At 43.8% G+C, this 19,211-nt stretch carries 17 protein-coding genes; 7 read left to right on the top strand and 10 right to left on the bottom strand.

Features of this window, described 5'->3' with window-relative positions; translation table 11 throughout:
* Positions 1-58: 58 nt before the first annotated feature.
* The gene (locus tag FTV08_RS02105) at positions 59-1,282 is read left to right on the top strand and encodes an SAM-dependent methyltransferase (protein WP_180086476.1); all 1,224 of its coding nucleotides are present in this window, start codon (positions 59-61) and stop codon (positions 1,280-1,282) included.
* Entirely contained in the window at positions 1,276-1,707 is a 432-nt protein-coding gene (locus tag FTV08_RS02100) for a GNAT family N-acetyltransferase (RefSeq protein ID WP_180086474.1), read from the top strand. The genes FTV08_RS02105 and FTV08_RS02100 overlap by 7 nt, the downstream gene beginning before the upstream one ends.
* 70 nt (positions 1,708-1,777) lie before the next feature.
* On the opposite strand, the gene FTV08_RS02095 is transcribed toward FTV08_RS02100, so the two are convergent.
* The 4 genes from FTV08_RS02095 to FTV08_RS02080 all read right to left on the bottom strand — a co-directional run bounded on the left by FTV08_RS02095 (position 1,778) and on the right by FTV08_RS02080 (position 6,847).
* Positions 1,778-2,125 carry a hypothetical protein gene (locus tag FTV08_RS02095; RefSeq protein WP_180086472.1) on the bottom strand — a complete coding sequence of 116 codons (348 nt, stop codon included), beginning with the start codon at positions 2,123-2,125 and terminating at the stop codon, positions 1,778-1,780.
* A 160-nt stretch (positions 2,126-2,285) separates the two neighbouring features.
* Complete coding sequence (locus tag FTV08_RS02090) at positions 2,286-4,421, bottom strand: 3-hydroxyacyl-CoA dehydrogenase NAD-binding domain-containing protein (protein ID WP_180086470.1); 2,136 nt, start codon at positions 4,419-4,421, stop codon at positions 2,286-2,288.
* Between the two features lie 11 nt (positions 4,422-4,432).
* Positions 4,433-5,638 (bottom strand): acetyl-CoA C-acetyltransferase, encoded by a 1,206-nt coding sequence (locus FTV08_RS02085; RefSeq protein ID WP_005252753.1) that lies wholly within the window; start codon positions 5,636-5,638, stop codon positions 4,433-4,435.
* Positions 5,639-5,836: 198 nt separating this feature from the next.
* Positions 5,837-6,847: an AraC family transcriptional regulator gene (locus FTV08_RS02080; RefSeq protein WP_005169495.1), complete on the bottom strand. Its 1,011-nt coding sequence runs from the start codon at positions 6,845-6,847 to the stop codon at positions 5,837-5,839.
* A gap of 213 nt (positions 6,848-7,060) precedes the next feature.
* Between FTV08_RS02080 and FTV08_RS02075 the strand changes: the two genes are divergently transcribed.
* The 3 genes from FTV08_RS02075 to FTV08_RS02065 all read left to right on the top strand — a co-directional run bounded on the left by FTV08_RS02075 (position 7,061) and on the right by FTV08_RS02065 (position 10,558).
* Positions 7,061-8,182, top strand: a complete 1,122-nt coding sequence (locus FTV08_RS02075; protein WP_180086468.1) for a CaiB/BaiF CoA-transferase family protein — start codon at positions 7,061-7,063, stop codon at positions 8,180-8,182.
* A gap of 254 nt (positions 8,183-8,436) precedes the next feature.
* Positions 8,437-10,080 (top strand): nitrite/sulfite reductase, encoded by a 1,644-nt coding sequence (locus FTV08_RS02070; RefSeq protein ID WP_180086467.1) that lies wholly within the window; start codon positions 8,437-8,439, stop codon positions 10,078-10,080.
* The gene (locus FTV08_RS02065) at positions 10,073-10,558 is read left to right on the top strand and encodes a DUF934 domain-containing protein (RefSeq protein WP_180086465.1); all 486 of its coding nucleotides are present in this window, start codon (positions 10,073-10,075) and stop codon (positions 10,556-10,558) included. The genes FTV08_RS02070 and FTV08_RS02065 overlap by 8 nt, the downstream gene beginning before the upstream one ends.
* 65 nt (positions 10,559-10,623) lie before the next feature.
* Here FTV08_RS02065 and FTV08_RS02060 read toward each other — a convergent pair whose 3' ends face one another.
* From FTV08_RS02060 to FTV08_RS02050, 3 genes are all read right to left on the bottom strand, one after another.
* On the bottom strand, positions 10,624-11,073 hold the full coding sequence (locus tag FTV08_RS02060; protein WP_044111699.1) for a VOC family protein: 450 nt from the start codon (positions 11,071-11,073) through the stop codon (positions 10,624-10,626).
* 159 nt (positions 11,074-11,232) lie between these two features.
* A complete protein-coding gene (locus FTV08_RS02055) occupies positions 11,233-12,408 on the bottom strand; it encodes a thiolase family protein (RefSeq protein WP_044108383.1) in 1,176 nt (391 codons plus the stop codon).
* 111 nt (positions 12,409-12,519) lie between these two features.
* A complete protein-coding gene (locus tag FTV08_RS02050) occupies positions 12,520-13,041 on the bottom strand; it encodes a GspH/FimT family protein (protein ID WP_044108385.1) in 522 nt (173 codons plus the stop codon).
* A 376-nt stretch (positions 13,042-13,417) separates the two neighbouring features.
* On the opposite strand from FTV08_RS02050, the gene omp38 reads away from it, so the two are divergent.
* Together omp38 and FTV08_RS02040 are read left to right on the top strand one after the other, a co-directional pair.
* Positions 13,418-14,467 (top strand): outer membrane protein Omp38, encoded by a 1,050-nt coding sequence (gene omp38, locus FTV08_RS02045; RefSeq protein WP_180086463.1) that lies wholly within the window; start codon positions 13,418-13,420, stop codon positions 14,465-14,467.
* A 104-nt stretch (positions 14,468-14,571) separates the two neighbouring features.
* Positions 14,572-15,105 carry a cysteine peptidase family C39 domain-containing protein gene (locus FTV08_RS02040; RefSeq protein ID WP_004645937.1) on the top strand — a complete coding sequence of 178 codons (534 nt, stop codon included), beginning with the start codon at positions 14,572-14,574 and terminating at the stop codon, positions 15,103-15,105.
* Positions 15,106-15,157: 52 nt separating this feature from the next.
* On the opposite strand, the gene FTV08_RS02035 is transcribed toward FTV08_RS02040, so the two are convergent.
* The 3 genes from FTV08_RS02035 to FTV08_RS02025 all read right to left on the bottom strand — a co-directional run bounded on the left by FTV08_RS02035 (position 15,158) and on the right by FTV08_RS02025 (position 19,092).
* On the bottom strand, positions 15,158-16,621 hold the full coding sequence (locus FTV08_RS02035; RefSeq protein ID WP_180086461.1) for an amino acid permease: 1,464 nt from the start codon (positions 16,619-16,621) through the stop codon (positions 15,158-15,160).
* Positions 16,621-17,655 carry a methyltransferase gene (locus tag FTV08_RS02030; protein WP_180086459.1) on the bottom strand — a complete coding sequence of 345 codons (1,035 nt, stop codon included), beginning with the start codon at positions 17,653-17,655 and terminating at the stop codon, positions 16,621-16,623. The genes FTV08_RS02035 and FTV08_RS02030 overlap by 1 nt, the downstream gene beginning before the upstream one ends.
* A 66-nt stretch (positions 17,656-17,721) precedes the next feature.
* On the bottom strand, positions 17,722-19,092 hold the full coding sequence (locus FTV08_RS02025; RefSeq protein ID WP_180086457.1) for a uracil-xanthine permease family protein: 1,371 nt from the start codon (positions 19,090-19,092) through the stop codon (positions 17,722-17,724).
* Positions 19,093-19,211: the final 119 nt, after the last annotated feature.

The raw sequence follows: 19,211 nt of genomic DNA, 5'->3' as shown, positions 1-19,211 counted from the left end.
TTTGCTTTTAGGTTAAGAAGATTTAAACTTGATGCGCAATTCATTTCAGGTTTTATCTATGTCAACGTTGACAACTCTCTCAGATCAGGAACAGCAATTCTTGGACACCTTTCAGCAAGCTGTTGAAAGGGATCAATTTGATCGCCTGATCTTAAGCCAGTATAAAGGTGAACTGCAGGATTTAGAGAAAATGACCTTGCGAGTCATTCCATTAAATGAACAGCGCGTATTGAGCTGCCTGTATCGTTACAAGACCCAGGATGTCACCAAAAATTATCCTTTAGATGAAGCATTATTCCAGGTTACTTCACTACTGGCGTGTTGCAAACAGGCCAATCTGATGACAGTAGATGAAGAATTACAGCTGAAAAAAAACAAGAAAAAAGCCATGTTAACGCGTAGCAAACATAAAGCCGCGATGAATCAGGTGAAGCCTGCTGAACAAGGCCATGACCGGATTAAACAACGTTATGTCGATCAGGACAGCATCTTTCTCCAATATCTCGGTATTACCGATCAAAAAGCGCAAATCATTCCGAGCATGGCGCGTAAATGGAAGCAGATTAATAAGTTTGTAGAAATCTTCTCAGGTGCATTGGCACAGATTAAGCCACAGGCTGAAGGCCTGCGCGTGGTGGATTTTGGTTCGGGTAAGGGCTATCTGACTTGTGCTTTATATGACTATATGCAAAAACATGGTCAAACGCCGTATGTCACCGGGGTAGAGCTTAATCCGAAAATGGTTGAATTCTGCCAGAATGTCGCGCAGCAATCTGGTTTTGATCAGCTGGACTTTTTCCAGGGGGATGTCCGTACCTATGCACCGGAACATCTGGATGTGATGATCGCCTTGCATGCCTGTGATGTCGCAACGGATTTTGCCATTCATAGCGGCATTCGCCTGAATGCGCAGATAATCATGTGCGCGCCGTGTTGCCACAAGGAATTGCGTCCGCAGTTACAGGCGCCAAAAGTACTCAGTCCGATGTTGCAGTTTGGTATTCATGCCGGACAACAGGCAGAAATGCTGACCGATACCATTCGTGCTTTATTGCTCAAAGCTTATGGTTATGAAACCAAGGTTTTTGAGTTTGTGGCGCTGGAACATACTAGTAAAAATAAAATGATTCTGGCAACAAAACGCAAAGACTATCAATACCCCGATCAGGCGGTTCTGGCACAAATTCAGGCCTTGAAAGAGATGTATGGAATCCAGAAACATTCACTGGAATTGTTGCTCAATGATCAGTGGGACCAACAGGGAATTGGATCTAAATGCTAAAAAATCCAGAGCTGAAAATAGTATCCGGGAGCTGGAAGGATTTGGCTGAGCATGCCAAAGCGATTCGTGAAGCCGTGTTTATCCAAGAACAGAATATCGCAGCAGAAGACGAATGGGATGCTGAGGATGCGGTTGCTGTACATTTTATTATTTTTCAGCAGGATCAGGCGATTGCCACAGCACGGTTATTGTCAAATAACAGTATCGGTCGGGTTGCAGTCCTAACCACAGCACGTGGTTTAGGTGTTGGTCAGCGCTTGATGCAGGCAGTGATTAACTATGCGCGTGCAGAGCAGCGTGAATTCGTTAAACTCTCTTCGCAAGTGCATGCCATCGGCTTCTATCAAGCGCTGGGATTTGAAGTTCAAGGCGAGAAATATCTGGATTGTGGAATTCCGCATATTGATATGTATTTAAAGCTTTAATTGATCATTCATTCAAATACGAAAAAGCGAGGCATTGACCTCGCTTTTTTATGCATAGACTGAATCTGAATTAGTGGCCATGTGCTGCATTTGAGCTGTGCTCGGCATTATCCATGTTGGCATGTTCTTCAGCTGACATATTGTGTTCAGCGGCTGTCGTATCTGTAGGAGCCACATTGGCAGCTTCACGTGCTTCACGATCCGCTTGCGCTTTGGCAATGGCTTCTGGAGACATCGTAGGCGCATTTTTAAAAGCGTGTTGCTGGGTAGTTTGTTTATTTTGCTGGCTTGGCATGTAATCTGGTTCATTACTTATCGCGAGCCAAAAAATAAGCATGAATAATGCACCTAAAATACAGAAGATGATAAGTGCTTTCCAACCCCAAGGAGATTTTTCAGGTGAACTGTGATCAGTCATAGGTCTTACCCACGTGGATATCAAACTTATGTAACTTTATAACATAAATTGATCAAAAAGCAGATCGAAATCTGTCATCAGATGAGTCTATCCAGTGCATGAAGCAAATCCAGAAGATAAAAAAGAGGAAACACGTTCCTCTTTTATTTAAGTGCTCAAGTTATTGAATCGGCTGGGCGTGTGCTGCGCGATCTTTGAGGAGTTGTGGGGCTTTGAAGCGTTCGCCATATTTATTTTCAAGTACTTTGGCACGGGTCACGGCTTTGGCTAAACCATACTGATTCAAGAATTGTACTGCACCACCTGTCCAAGCGGCAAAGCCAATACCAAAAATGGAACCGACATTGGCATCGACCACAGATTCCAAAACACCTTCTTCCAGACAGCGCACGGTATCTAGTGCCTGTACAAACAGGAAGCGGTCAATCATTTCCTGTTCAGAAATATCGTTGTCTTTTTTCCAGTGGCTGAGACCAGACCAGAGCTGTTTTTTGGCATCGGCCGGATAATCATAAAAACCTGCGCCTACAGCCTTACCTTTACGGTTAAATTCGTGAATCATACTGTGAATCACGTCATCAGCGGGTGATTTAGTGATGATCTGACCTTCTGCTTCTAAAGCTTTGTATCTTTCATTGGCCACATGTTCAGACAGGGTCAAGGACACTTCATCCTGAATCGCCAACGGGCCTACCGGCATACCGGCTTTGAGAGCTGCCATTTCAATTCGTGCCGGATGTACGCCTTCTGCCAGCAGACGCAAGCCTTCCTGTACAAAGGTGCCAAACACGCGGCTGGTAAAGAAGCCACGGCTGTCATTCACCACAATCGGTAATTTGCCAATTTGCTGCACGAAATCGAAAGCTTTGGCCAGCGTTTCTGGCGAGGTATTTTTACCTTTGATAATTTCCACTAGCTGCATTTTATCGACCGGACTGAAGAAATGCAGGCCGATAAAGTTCTGATCATTTTTTGAAGCCTGGGCTAATTCTGTGATCGGCAGGGTCGAGGTATTCGAAGCCATTACGCCGTTGCTGGCAAGATATTGTTCTGCCTCTTGTGTAACTTGAGCCTTGAGCGTGGGATTCTCAAATACGGCTTCAATGATCAGGTCACAACCCGCTAGATCTTCATTCGATGCAGTTGTTTGAATCAGGCTTAAAAACTGATCTCGTTTCTCGGCTGATAAACGTCCTTGAGCGACTTTTTTATCCAGTAGTTTCTGGCTATAGGATTTGCCTTTTTCAGCCGCTTCTAATGAAATATCTTTCAGAACTACTGGAATGCCTGTGCTGGCAGTGGCATAGGCGATCCCAGCACCCATCATGCCTGCACCTAAAATACCGACTTTAGTGGCTTTCCACTTTTCAATATCTTGAGGGCGACTGGCACCGGACTTGATTGCATTCAGACCATGCCAGAAAGTGCCAATCATATTTTTAGAAATTTGACTGGTCGCCAAATAAGTAAAGTAACGCGATTCAATGGTCAAGGCAGTATCGACATCGACCTGTGCACCTTCTACCGCAGCCGACATGATCGCTTCAGGCGCAGGATAACAGCCTTTGGTTTTATCGCGCAGCATCGCCGGAGCAATTGCCAGCATCTGGGCAACTGCTGGTGTCGAAGGGCTACCACCCGGAATTTTATAGCCTTTTACATCGAATGGCTGCTGAGATTTTGGATTGGCTTTGATCCAGGCAATCGCCTTTTTCAACAGTTCATCGGTACTGTCTGCGACCTCATGAATCAGCCCTAAAGATTTAGCTTTATCGACTCCAAACTGTTTGCCTTCCATTAATAAAGGAAGGGCATTTTGCAGACCGAGCAGGCGGATGCTACGGACGATACCACCGCCACCTGGTAATAAACCCAGTGTGACTTCAGGCAGGCCAAATTTGCTTTTAGGGTCATTCAGGGCAATACGATGATGGGCACACAGGGCAATTTCCCAGCCACCGCCGAGCGCCGTACCATTCAGTGCAGCAACGACAGGAATACCGCGAGTTTCGATATAGCGTAGTTTGGCTTTCATCTCTTCAATCATATTGAAGAATTCAGTTGCATGTTCAGGAGTGGCTTGAATCAGTTCATCCAGATCGCCGCCAGCAAAGAAAGTTTTTTTCGCTGAACGGAAAATAATCCCGGCAATATCTTCATCTGCTTGTAACTGGGCAACGACTTCATCCAGTGCCGTGCGAAAGTCGGCATTCATGGTATTTGCAGACTGGTTTGGAGAATCAAACGTTAAAATAACAATATTATCTTCATTTTTTTGATATTGAATTGCGCTCATTATTTTTCTCCTTATACCAGTTCAATAATGGTTGCGATGCCCATACCACCACCCACGCAAAGTGTGGCTAATCCACGTTTTTTCCCCTGGCGTTCCAGCTCATCCAGCAAAGTGCCTAAAATCATGGCTCCAGTCGCACCGAGTGGATGTCCCATGGCAATTGCACCGCCGTTGACATTCACCTTGGTAGGATCAACCTTCATTTCATTGATAAAGCGCATCACCACGGCAGCAAAAGCTTCATTGACTTCAAACAGGTCAATATCATCAATTGTTAAACCGGCTTTCGCCAAGGCCTTACGAGCAGCCGGGGCAGGGCCGGTCAGCATAATGGTCGGATCTGCACCGACCAGTGCCGTCGCCAGTACTTTGGCACGTGGCTTCAGACCTTGTTCTTTTACTGCTTGTTCCGATGCGATCAAAACCACAGCCGCACCATCGACAATGCCTGAAGAATTCCCTGCATGATGCACATGATTGACAGCACCCACTTCAGGATATTTTTGCAGGGCAATTGCATCAAAGCCCATTTGCCCCATAGTGGCGAAACTTGGATTGAGTTTGCCCAGGCCTTCTGCGGTCGTTGTCGGTTTGATAAATTCATCTTTGTCCAGAATCACCACACCAGCTTTGTCTTTTACCGGGATAACAGAGGCGTTGAAATAACCATTGGCTTGAGCGGCAGCTGCTTTCTGTTGTGATTGTTCGGCAAATTGATCTACATCAGAACGCGTATAACCGTCAATCGTGGCAATTAAATCTGCACCGATACCTTGCGGAATAAAATCACAGGCCATATTGGTCTCAGGGTCAAGCGCCCAAGGGCCGCCATCAGAACCCATCGCTACGCGGGACATGGATTCGACGCCGCCTGCAACGACCAGATCTTCCCAGCCAGAACGGACTTTTTGTGCGGCCAGATTGACAGCTTCGAGTCCGGAAGCGCAGAAACGGTTGATTTGCACGCCAGCGACATCATTGTCCCAACCCGCAGCAATGGCAGCGGTCTTGGCAATATCGGCCCCCTGATCACCAATCGGGGTGACACAACCCAGCACAATATCATCGACTTTTGAGGTGTCCAGTCCGTGACGGTCTTTCAGTTCATTGAGTAAACCAGTCAGTAATGAAATGGGTTTTACTTGATGTAAAGATCCATCTTTTTTGCCTTTTCCGCGTGGCGTACGAATGGCGTCAATAATATATGCCTCGCTCATAGCATGTTCCTTTTATTGATTTAATGAAAATTATTCTAATGATTCGAGTGTAATCCTTAATTTTTGAAGTGCAATGACGAGAACGGGTCAGATCAATTGAGCGATTTAGCCAATTGTAATTATAAAAAAGCCTAAGCTAATGCTTAGGCGGAGAGAACTGATTTTAATTTTTAAATGTTATTTCGCAACATCATTTGATTAATGATAGCCATGCAATTGACGATACAGACCCGGGGTTACACCGGTCCATTTCTTGAAGGCACGGTGGAAAGTACTAGTTTCACTGAAACCGACTTGTTGTGCAACATCTTCAAGGGTTAGATCCGGATTAAGTAATAAGTGAATTGCAGCATCACGGCGTAAGGCATCTTTTACGCCTTGATAGCTTTTGCCTTCGGCTGCCAGACGGCGGCGCAAGGTTTGTGGTGATAGATATAACATCGACGCGACATCGTTTAATGTCGGCATTTCTTCGCCAATCTGGCTCTTCAGCACATCACGAATCCGTGAAGTCAGCGAGTTGGTGTTTTTGAATTTCACTAGCAATTGTGCCGGCGCAGCTTTCAAAAACTCTTCTAAGGTTTCTTCATTCTGACGAATTGGCAGGTCCAGATAGTCCGCAGCAAAAGTAATTTCGGTACGTGGCATATCGAACTGCATCACCGGCGCAAAGAACAGGGCATCATATTCATCGGCATGGGCTGGACGTGGATAGCTAAAATGCACGCGTTCCAGTGGCAGGCGACGTTCAATGAGCCAAGACGCCAAGCCATGCCAGATCATCAACATGCTTTCAGTAATGAAATGATCCGGATCCATTGCATTTGGAATCAGCGGAACCAGACGTGCTTCGTGTTTGTCGCGTTCCAGGGTCACCGACCAGTCATCACCAAAGAGTTTGTAGAACTGGGAAGACAGTTCCAGTGCATCACCCAGAGTTTTGGCATGAATAATGAGCTGGCACATGATCGCAAAAGTACCCAGACGGCGTTGCTGTTTGTCAAAGCCGACATGCTCGTCCTGAGTCACCATCCACAACATTTTTATAAAGCGGGTATATTGTTCAGGTGAAATACGCGCTTTGGGCTGATGCAGCAGTTCTGCTTCAATCCCGACGTGAGACAATAAAGTATCGACATCCATGCCCAGACGCTTAACGCCAGATAAGGCTGCATTGACGAAGTGGATACTAATCGTATCACGACTCATGTTTAATCCTTCAGTCTCTTTAATATTCACTAATAATTGACCTAAATGACGAAAAATAATAAAGCAATGGCAATTTACAAGAATACCTTTGCCATTTTCTTACATATTAGATTGCCGAAACTATCAAGGTAAATGGCTGAACATGACATTGTTTTTATGCATTTATGTGCCTAAGATGCTGAAAAAAGCAATATAAGTAGAGCAAATACTCCAATGTCATATGTATTAAAAGGATTGAAAATCCTAGATTTTTCTACACTTTTACCCGGCCCGTTTGCCACATTATATCTTGCTGATTTAGGTGCAGAAGTTGTGCATATTGAATCACCGACCCGACCGGACCTGTTGCGATTAATGCCACCCTTTGCCAATGGACAAGCCACTTCACAGAGTTATCTGAATCGAAACAAGCAATCGGTTGCACTGGATTTGAAAGATCCTGTGAATATCGAACTGGTTAAATCCAAGATTGCAGATTATGACATTGTGATTGAGCAATTCCGTCCCGGGGTGATGCAACGTCTAGGCTTAGATTATCAAACCTTAACCGAAATTAATCCAAAATTGATTTACTGTTCCATTACCGGTTATGGCCAAACTGGCACATATAAAGATAAGGCAGGGCACGACATTAATTATCTGGCTTTATCCGGAATTGCCGGACACAGTGGCCGGATTGAAAATGGTCCACCTGCCTTGGGAATTCAGGTTGCCGATGTTGCGGGTGGTTCCATGCATGCCGTGATTGCGATTCTGGCCGCGGTGATTGAACGTCAGCAAAGCGGAAAAGGGCAATATATTGATATTTCCATGACCGATTGCGTGGTGACGATGAATAATCTAGCGGCTTCTGCCAGTCTGGCCGGTAATCAGCATCAACGGCCTGAATCAGGGTATCTGAATGGCGGTACTTTTTACGACTATTATGAAACCCAGGATGGGCGTTATCTATCGATTGGCAGTCTGGAACCACAATTTATGCAGGGGCTGGCACAGGCTTTAGAGCTGCCGATTCTTCTGGAAAAAGGCGCCTCTTATACCGCTGAAGATCATGCTGCGGTAAAACAAGCGATTCAGAATAAAATCAAGACCAAGTCATTAGCTGAATGGCAAATGCTGTTTGCAGCGCTGGATGTCTGTGTCGAACCGGTGCTCAAACTTGAAGAAGCTTTGTATTCTGATCTGGCCCAGCAGCGAGGATGGGTCGTACAGGTGCCACTCAAATCCAGCAGTCAGCAGACCGAAGCACAACTGGCTTGCCCGATTAAATTTTCACGTTCCACGATACGTTATGAATTTGTAGGGCAGCAATTGGGAGAGAGCCAAAATTGGTAGAATTTTTAAAGTATTAATAAGATAGTTAACCGAAGTTGAGAAAATTTTTCCTATATGAAAATAAGTAATAATGATTGAAGAATTTAATCATTATTACTTTAAATTTAATCGAATGCTGTAAATACTGAGATCCGTGAAACTTTGGTAGGCTTATCAATAAAATCGCTATGAAATATGTATAAAAAGCATTTTATTGATAGGTTCAATCTCGCTATCCTTGCCGGCGATATAATAGAAACTACTAGCTGTACGCCATGTATTTATATACTGATTTCGATCAGCAACTGATTAATGAACGTGTTGCACAGTTCCGTGACCAAACGGAACGTTATTTAGCCGGTAAACTCACTGAAGATGAGTATCGTCCGCTTCGTCTGCAAAATGGTCTGTACGTACAGCGTTATGCGCCAATGTTACGTATTGCCGTGCCATATGGTTTGATGAACTCAAAACAACTTCGTAAAGTGGCTGATTTGGCAAAAGAATATGACCGTGGCTACGCGCATATTTCGACCCGTCAAAACATCCAGTTTAACTGGCCTGCGCTGGAAAATGTGCCGGATATGCTGGCTGAACTGGCCACTGTGCAAATGCATGCGATTCAGACTTCAGGTAACTGTATCCGTAATACCACGACGGATCAGTATGCCGGTGTGGTTGCAGGTGAAATTGCCGATCCGCGTCCGACTTGTGAATTGATCCGTCAATGGTCAACCTTCCATCCGGAATTTGCTTTCTTGCCACGTAAATTCAAGATTGCAGTCTCTGCACTTGAAGAAACCGATCGTGCAGCCACTGCATTCCACGATATTGGTGTGTATATCGTGCGTAATGAAGCAGGCGAAATGGGCTATAAAATCAAAGTCGGTGGTGGTCTCGGCCGTACGCCAGTGATTGGTAGCTTTATTCGTGAGTTCTTGCCACGTGAAGACCTGATTGCTTATCTGGAAGCAGTGCTTCGTGTGTATAACTTGCATGGTCGTCGCGACAACAAATATAAAGCGCGTATCAAGATTCTGGTAAAAGCCTTAACACCAGCAGTATTTGCCGAGAAAGTTGAAGCTGAATTTGAGCATACGATTAAAACACTGAAAATCGATGCAGACACCTTGGCGAAAATGGATGAGAACTTCACGCCATTTGACTACCAAGATTATGCAGATGAAGATTTCACTGAACTATTTGCACAATATCCAAAATTCAAACAGTGGTTCAACATCAATACCAATGCACATAAAGTGAAAGGTTATCGTATCGTGACGATTTCACTGAAACGTGCCGGGATTGCACCGGGTGATGTCAGCACCGAAGAAATGAACCTGATTGCAGACCTTGCCGATCAGTACACTTTCGGTGAGCTGCGTACCACGCATGAACAAAACATTTCCCTGGTCGATGTCCCACAAAAAGATTTGTTCGCTGTATGGCAAACCCTTGACCAAAACAACCTGGCACGTGCGCATATCGGTTTCTTGACCGACATTATTTGCTGCCCGGGCGGTGATTTCTGTTCATTGGCGAATGCGAAATCTATTCCGATTTCTGAAGCAATTTCACGCCGTTTTGATGATCTGGATACGATTTACAATTTAGGCAAACTGGATCTGAATATTTCAGGTTGTATGAATGCTTGTGGCCATCACCACGTTGGTAACATCGGTATTTTAGGTGTAGACAAAAAAGGTGCAGAATTTTACCAGATCACTTTAGGCGGTAATGCCGATCATGATGCTTCAATTGGTGATATTCTTGGCCCATCATTTGCAGCCGAAGTCGTACCGGATATCGTAGAAGAAATTCTAAATACTTATCTTGACCTGCGTCAGGAAGATGAAGAGTTTATCGATACTTATCGCCGTGTCGGCATTCAACCATTTAAGGAGCGTGCATATGCTTAATACCGCACTTCAAGTGCTCTCTAAAGATGGCACGATTGCAGACAATACCTATCAATTGATGGGTGAAGATGGTGTATTACCCCAAGGTGATGTAGTTCTGACTGTGGACCAGTTAGATCAGATTGCCAATATATCAGGTAAAAAAGCATTGTACTTAACCGTCGATGCTTCTCCTGAAAACCATGAATTTCCATTAGATCAGCTCGATGCAATCTTTATCGAGTTTGCCGGTTTTAATGATGGCCGTGGTTATTCATTTGCAGCACTTCTTCGCCGTCAGGGTTTCCAGGGTGAACTACGTGCCACCGGTGATGTGTTCAAAGATGTGCTGAATTACATGAAGCGTTCTGGTTTCGACACTTTCGTGATTAAAGAAGGTAAAGATATTCAGGAAGCCGCTGCAGGTTTGAATGATTTCAAAAATCCGTACCAGGCATCAACTGCGGTTGCACAGGCACATTATCAAACAGGTGCTTAATTTAAATTAAGTTGCTGTCAAAAAGCCGGATTGATTCCGGCTTTTTTATATCTTGATAAAAACCTTTAATTTTCTTCAAGTTGACAGTTGATCATCCAGTGAATTCCAAACTGATCGCTAAAGGCAGCATAAAGTGCGCCCCAAAAGGTCTTTTCTAGCGGCATCTCAATTTGACCATTCACCGATAAAGCATCAAAGAGTCGTTGTGCTTCAGCTTGTTCGCTGGCATCTAAGTTAATGGAAATATAGTGGTTATTACCTTGAATGAAAACGGTATTGTTTTGTGCACAAAATTGATCATTCGTATCGGATGCCATCAGTTCTGTAAATTCGTTAATGGGAAGTGAGATATGCAGGATTTTATTTTGATCCGCTTCCGAGAGTGTGACACCTTCTTCAGTTGGCATTTCACCATAACGACTCAGACTTGAAAATTCGCCTCCAAAAACTGATTTATAAAAGTTAAAGGCTGCTTCAGCCTGACCTTGGAAATTGAGGTAATGATTCAGTTGCATGGGAGAACTCCCTTTTTATTTTGCTTGCTTTAATCTACGCCACTTTGCGGTATTTTGCGCGAGCAAGCTTTATCAAAATGTAAGCGAAAAAAATCCTCCAGATCAGGAGGATTTTTAACTCCCTCTCCCTATGGGCGAGGGATGGGGTGAGAGAATAGGTTAAAGTAATTCAATCGCCACAGCTGTCGCTTCACCACCACCAATACACAGGGCTGCAATCCCTTTTTTTCCACCGGTACGTTTTAGTGCATGAATCAAAGTCAGGATAATACGTGAACCGGTTGAACCCACAGGATGACCGAGTGCACATGCACCACCGTTAATGTTGACTTTTTCAGGATCCAGCTTGAACTCATCGATTGGACACATGGTGACCATGGCAAAGGCTTCATTGATTTCCCAAAGATCGACATCAGAAGCGGTCCAACCCGTTTTATCCAGTACTTTTTGGATTGCACCGACTGGAGCAATGGTAAATTCAGATGGATGTTGCGAATTTGAAGCATAAGCAACAATTTTGGCTAAAGGATTCAACCCTTTTGCTGCTGCATTATCAGCCGAGGTAATTACTAGAGCTGATGCGCCATCTGAAATCGAGCTGGCATTAGCCGCCGTAATCGTACCGTCTTTAGCGAAAGCAGGACGCAAAGTTGGAATTTTATCGATGTTGGCATTAAATGGTTGCTCATCTTTATCAACAACCACATCGCCTTTACGGGTTTTAACTGTTACAGGCACGATTTCATCAGCAAAGTAGCCTTCATTGACCGCAGTTTGCGCACGCTTTAATGAGCGAATCGCAAAATCATCCATCTGCTCACGGCTATAACCTTTGGTATTTGCCATATCTTGGGCAAATGAACCCATCAAACGACCTGTTTCAGCATCTTCCAAGCCATCCAGAAACATATGGTCCTTGATTTCACCATGGCCCATACGGAAACCGCCACGTGCTTTTGGCAAGATATAAGGCGCATTGGTCATGGATTCCATACCACCGGCAACCACGATATTTGCAGAACCTGCTTTAATCATGTCAGCAGCTTGCATGACGGCTTTCATGCCTGAACCACATAATTTATTAATGGTCACAGCACCAGTAGAATCTGGAAGACCAGCTTGACGCATCGCTTGACGTGCAGGGCCTTGCTTTAAGCCTGCCGGAAGGACACAACCCATAATGACTTCTTCAATATCTGCTGGTTGCAGACCCGCACGGGCAATTGCTTCTTTAATGCTGACCGCACCGAGTTCTGTAGTAGTTACACTTGCAAGACTCCCCTGGAAGCCACCCATGGCTGTACGTGCACCATTGACAATTACGATGTCAGTCATTGTTCTCTCTCCGTATGAGTTTTAATCAATTTTTTCAAACTTAAGCAGTATATTGAAAAAAACTCAGGATTGAAGCGTTAATCGCAGCGAAGCATAAACTGGATAGTTCTGTTAGCAAGACGAGAGACTTTCAATCCTGATATGGCCCATTTTGCTGAGTACAATACGCTGTTGGCTAGAAAGATGGGTAGAACAATAATAGAAACTACCATTTGAACCAATCGGCAAGGCAGTATGCGCTTGATAAGTGACACTCGGTAAACTCAAAGTTCCTCGCCAACTTAGGTTACCGTATTTGAGGTTCAGTGCATCAATATGTAAAATTTGTTCGTCTACATCCACTTGCCTGTTTTTATTTTTATCAATAAAAACCAGCATGTTCTTGTTCCATTGATTGGCTTGGCAACTGAGAGAATCTTGGCTCGGGCAGATTACAATATTTTGATGAAACACTGCAGCCTGGCTGCGTGCATAGCGATTAATTTGAGATAATTTGATCGGAATATTTTTGGCTTCCTGTTTAGATCGATATTCATGGAAGTACGGTAGAGCAATACTGGCCACGATTGCAATTATTGCAATACAGATAATTAACTCAACAATAGTAAACGCTCTTATTATTTTTTTATACATAGAGTTACCTGATTTATATATTATTTTTATAATAATGGTGTTATTAATTATATGTTTTTTATGCTTTATTGAGCATGTAAATCAATGCTTACTGAAGTCTCAAGAAAGCTGTTAAAATAAAATTGGCAATCAGAATAGGGTATTCGGAATAAAAAATTGAGTAAAAAGTTACCGAATTACAACGGAAATTGTAAGTAATTTTGTCAATAATTTACTTGATTAAATTAATCAAGCACTTGGAAAAATAATAAAGTGTTTGTATGATGCCATGTGAATAGCTTAAGAATAATACTGGGGTAATAAAAAGCCTATCTCAGGATGGCCTAATTACGGGCTTGAGCTTGAACAACAATTGTTATCTCTGGAGGATAAATCCATGAAAATGAGTCGTATTGCTTTAGCTATGCTTGTAGCTGCACCTTTTGCTGCTGCCAATGCAGGCGTAACTGTTACTCCGTTGATGTTAGGTTACACCTTCCAAGACACCCAGCACAACAATGGCGGTAATGATGGTGAGTTAACAACTTCTACTCAAATGGATGACGATCTATTTGTCGGTGCAGCACTTGGTGTGGAACTTACACCTTGGTTAGGTTTTGAAGCAGAATATAGCCAAGTTAAAGGTGATATGATCGATCAAGCAGGTGCTGAATATAAAGGTCAAAATATCGCAGGTAATTTTTATGCGACTTCTGACGTATTCACTGGCAACTATGACAGCAAAGTAAAGCCATACATGCTTTTAGGTGCTGGTCATTATAAGTATGAATTTGATAACGAGTTAGGTCGTGAAGGTCGTGGCCTTGAAGAAGAAGGTACTTTAGGTAATGCAGGTGTTGGTGCTTTCTGGCATATCAACGATGCATTGGCGCTACGTACCGAAGCACGTGGTACTTACCACTTTGACGAAAAATTCTGGAACTATACAGCACTTGCTGGTCTTAACGTAGTTCTAGGTGGACGTTTGAAACCAGCTGCTCCAGTGGTAGAAGTTGCTCCAGTTGAGCCTGTAACTCCGGTTGCTCCAGCTCCACAAGAGTTGACTGAAGACCTGAACATGGAACTTCGTGTGTTCTTTGATACCAACAAATCAAACATCAAAGATCAATACAAACCAGAAATCGCGAAAGTTGCTGAGAAGCTAGTTGAATATCCAAACGCTACTGCTCGCATCGAAGGTCACACTGACAACACTGGTCCACGTGCATTGAACGAACGTCTATCTCTAGCGCGTGCTAACTCTGTTAAATCTTCACTTGTGAACGAATACAACGTTGATGCATCTCGTTTGTCTACTCAAGGTTTTGCTTGGGATCAACCGATTGCAGACAACAACACTAAAGAAGGTCGTGCTATGAACCGTCGTGTATTCGCGACAATCACTGGTAGCCGTACTGTTTTAGCTGAACAACCAGTTGCTCAATAATTCATTATTGAACACTCATTAAAAAAGGCGACTCTCTGGAGTCGCTTTTTTTATGTCTGCATTTTGACTACACTTAGCCTGTTAAGATGTCGTTGAGTAAAAATATGAGTGTCGAAATTCCTGAAGATTTGCAAAATCTGGAAGCCAATAGCGGAATTTTTGCAATATGGATGATTTTTCATCATTATGGCATTGATTTGAATATTCCTGATTTAACTCAGCTCTGTCAACATGACCCTGAAATGGGAAGCTCAAGCATCGCACTTGCAGTTGCTTTAAAGACATTGGGTTTGGATGTCAATTTTTGTACTGAACATGATGCAGATAAACAGCCAATTGAAGTCGATTTCTATCAACAAGCACATCGCTTAAATATTCCTGTTATAGAACAGCCATTGTCTTATGCAGAAATTCAGGAAAATGTAGAAGCAGGCCGTTTTGTGATTGTGTTCTATGACACCTTAGAGGGAGTAGGGAATCATTCCCTGATATATGAAATTGATGAAAATGAAATCAGCTTCTTTGATAGTTTTGAGTCTATGCCTAAAGAGGTATTTGAGCAGCAACGTCGGGTAGACGGAATTTGCCAGCAAGTGATTGTGATTGATGATCGCAATTTCGTGATGCGTCATAGTTAATTCAAGAAATAAAAAATCAGCCCGTAAGCTGATTTTTTTAATGAATAATTTTTTATTCCTGATCAAGTTTCATCGGCTGCACATCCATCTCTTGATAAGAGACCAGTTTGGTTTTTTTCTTCCATTTGTAGCCGAACCAAATCGCTAGGAATAGCGGAATACTGATATAGGTCGATAACACACCCATCCATTGACCGGCCAAAACATCCTGATAGTTCTGTCCGAGAACAACAATCGCACACAGGATAAATGCAAACCAAGGAGCAAAAGGAAAGAATTTAGCGCGATAAGCCAGATCTTCCAGTTTATAACCTTGAGCCAAATAACCTTTGCGGAAGCGGTAATGCGAAATTGCAATCCCGAGCCAGACAATAAAGCCACACATCCCTGACATGTTTAGCAGCCAGTTAAAGACTTCCTGTTCACCAAAGAAAGTAGTCAGGAAGCATAGAGCTGCGATCGCCGTAGTGGCATAGAGTGCATTCATTGGCACACCACGCGGGTCCAGACGCGCAAACATTTTAGGTGCACTGCCTTTACGCGACATATCAAACAGCATACGGGTAGATGAATACATGCCAGAATTACCCGCAGATAGAATAGCGGTCAGGATCACTGCATTCATGATACTGGCGGCAAAGGCAAAACCGGCTTTTTCATATAATAAGGTAAATGGCGAAAGCGCAATATTATCTGTCGCAGCGGCCTGTAATAAACGTGGGTCATTATAGGCAATCAGAGTGCCGATAATGAAAATACACACAATATAAAACAACAGGATACGCCAGAAAATTTGTTTGATGGCCACCGGAATGGTTTTCTTTGGATTTTTCGATTCACCTGCCGCCACACCGACCATTTCGGTACCTTGAAAGGAGAATCCGGCAATCATCGCCACACCAATTAATGCCTGGAAACCACCGACAAAGGGTGCATCACCAATGCTCCAGTTGGCAAATGCTTCCGCACCCGGGGTCAGCATGATCTTCACGATCATCCAGATCCCGATAATGATAAAGGCAATGATCGCGAGAACTTTCACCAGAGAAAAGAAAAATTCGGATTCGCCAAAGCCTTTTACTGTCAGGGCATTAATCCCGAAAATAATGGCAAGGAAGATGGCGCTCCAGTACACGCCCGGAATATCTGGAAACCAGAATTTCATAATAAACTGAACTGCAACCAACTCAAAAGCCACAGTAATGGCCCAGTTGTACCAGTAGTTCCAACCCAGAGCGAAACCAAAACCACCTTCGACATATTTGGTGCCGTAAGTGAAGAATGCACCTGAGGTCGGGTTATGTGTGGCAAGCTCGCCTAGACTGGTCATCAAGAAATAAATCATGATCCCAATCAGTACATATGCAAGTAGTGCACCGCCTGGTCCAGCGTTGGCAATGGTCGCCCCTGAGGCCAGGAATAGACCTGTACCAATTGATCCGCCAATGGCGATCATATTCAGATGACGAGCACCCAGCTTACGCTGCAGCTGCATCGTGTTTTGCGTTTCGCTCATCATGATTCCTTAACATTTTTTTGAGTGCTGGCGAAGAGCACTTTAAAGCCTTGTTGATCCGCTTTCACTGTGCAGCGACCAAAGTTTTGTTCAATCAGGGTCGGGTAGTTCAAGAAACGGTTGGCCACGATCCAAAGCTCGCCGCCCGATTTTAAATGACGACGTGAGGTTTTACACAAGGTTTCGCTTGCCGTGTAATCAGTTTCGATTCCCATATGAAAAGGCGGATTACTGACAATAGCATGTAGGAACAAGGGTGCATCCTCAATGCCAGTGACCGCTTTGATTTCAATCTGTTCAGGGGTGAGCTGATTTTCTTCAAATGTCATTTGTGTAGAAGCCAGTGCAAAGGCATCAACATCCATGGCAAAAATCCGGTTTTTCGGATTCAATTTTGCCAGATACGCACTAATCACACCTGCACCACAACCAAAGTCGGCAATTTTACCTGAAGTGACTTGTGACAAATAAGGTAATAGCGTGGCAGTTCCTACATCCAAACGGTTTTGACTAAAGACACCTGGAAGGGCGCAGATATTCAGATCGCCATTTGGTGTCGAAACGGTATAACGCTGCGCCCAGTCTGCAAGTGCTTTTTTCTCGACCGTATGCTCTAGAACCAATTGCCAAAGCTGGCAATGACGTGCGCTGTCAAGTTTGAGAGTTTTACCAAAAGGCTGCAACTGTTTGGCTGCGCGTTCTATCCCGCCTTTCTTTTCACCGACCAGAAAAATACTGCTGCCCGGTTTAAGCTGCGCTGCCACATTATGCAATAAATAATTCAACAGTTCTTTAGACTTGGGTACAAAAATAACTGCCTGATCAAACTCAGCTTCAGGCATCTCTGCACCAAAATGCACATCTGCTTGTTGTGACTGGAAATATTGAAAATCGTTAAAATTCCATGTCCAGACAGCGGGATTGATAGAGGCATCGAATTCAGCGAGCAGATCATCTGTTGGTGCATTAATCAGTAGGATGCGACCCGACAAAAAATCATATTGTCTTAATAAAACTTCGCTTTTAGGATCCATAGGTATCTCTCCAATATAAAGAACACTGCCTAAGTCTGACCTAGACAGTGTTCTTTGGACATGAAATTACTTCTTTGTTTCAGGAAGTACTACATTCAGAATAAGGGCAGCGATACCACCAGTAGCAACGCCTGAGCTAAAGATATTACGGAATAACTCAGGAAGATGTTCAAGAATTTGTGGAACTTGTGCAACACCTAAACCCAGTGCCAGTGAAATCGCAATGATCAGCAGGGCACGACGGTCCAGATGGACACCAGACAGAATGTTAATGCCAGAGGCTGCGACTGCACCAAACATCACCATCACTGCACCACCCAGTACCGCTTGCGGAACGGCCTGAATAATACCAGCAACTGCAGGCAGTAAACCAAGAATAACTAGCAAAGCAGCAATCCAGATGCCGACATAACGACTTGCTACGCCCGTCAACTGAATCACACCATTGTTCTGTGCAAAAACGGAACTCGGGAAGGTGTTAAAAATACCGGCAAGGAATGAATTCGCGCCATTTACCAGTACACCGCCTTTAATGCGCTGCATCCATTTTGGACCATCAACTGGCTGGTTGGAAAGCTTTGAAGTCGCAGTGATATCACCAATCGCTTCTAAAGAGGTCACCAGATAGATGAATGCCATCGGAATAAACAGGCTCCAAGAGAAGCTTAAACCGAAATGCATTGGAGTTGGAATCTGTACCAACGGTGCATCTTTTAGACCAGAGAAATCCAGATGCCCCATAAAGCCCGCCAGAACATAACCACAGATTAGGGCGATCAAAATGGCAGAACTTTTTACCCAGGTAATCCGGATACGGTTCAGAATAATAATCAATGCCAAGACGGTACAAGACATGATCAGGTTGTCAGCATTGGCAAAAGTTTTATCGCTCATGGCCTGATAACCACCACCCATGCTGATTAAACCTTCTTTAATTAAAGTTAAACCAATCAGCAGCACGACAATCCCGGTGACCAAAGGGGTAATCAGTTTTTTGATCCAAGGCAGAATTTGTGACACACCCATTTCAATAAATGCACCTGCAATCACCACACCAAAAATAGACGCCATGACTGCTTCTACAGGTGTACCTGCAGCCACCATAGCTGAACCAATACCAATAATTGGACCGATGAAGTTAAAGCTGGTTCCTTGGACGATCAGCAGACCGGCACCAAAAGGTCCGACTTTTTTAGACTGTAAAAAAGTCGCGATGCCCGAGATCACCAAGGACATGGATAAAATCATGTTGGTGTCTTCTTTGGAAACACCAAGCGCCAAACAAATCAGCAGGCCAGGGGTCACAATCGGGACAATAATTGCCAGTAAGTGCTGGAATGCAGCTAAAAAAGCAATCAGTGGTTTTGGTCGATCTTCCAGACCATGTACCAAGTCAAGTTGATCTTTAGAAGGAGGAGATTGATTAAAATCAGACATGTGTCAATGCAAATTAAGGCTGGGTGGCGCTATTCTAATCGAGTTACACGTCTTTACAAAATCAAAAAAGCCCCAACTGGGCAAAAAAAGTTGAGGAGTGTGGTTACAGTGACTATAAA

The organism is Acinetobacter sp. YH12226 (assembly GCF_013417805.1).
In the GTDB taxonomy this organism is placed as follows: domain Bacteria; phylum Pseudomonadota; class Gammaproteobacteria; order Pseudomonadales; family Moraxellaceae; genus Acinetobacter.
The sequence above is the reverse complement of the archived record's forward strand: the minus strand, read 5'-3'. Positions and strand labels throughout refer to the sequence as shown.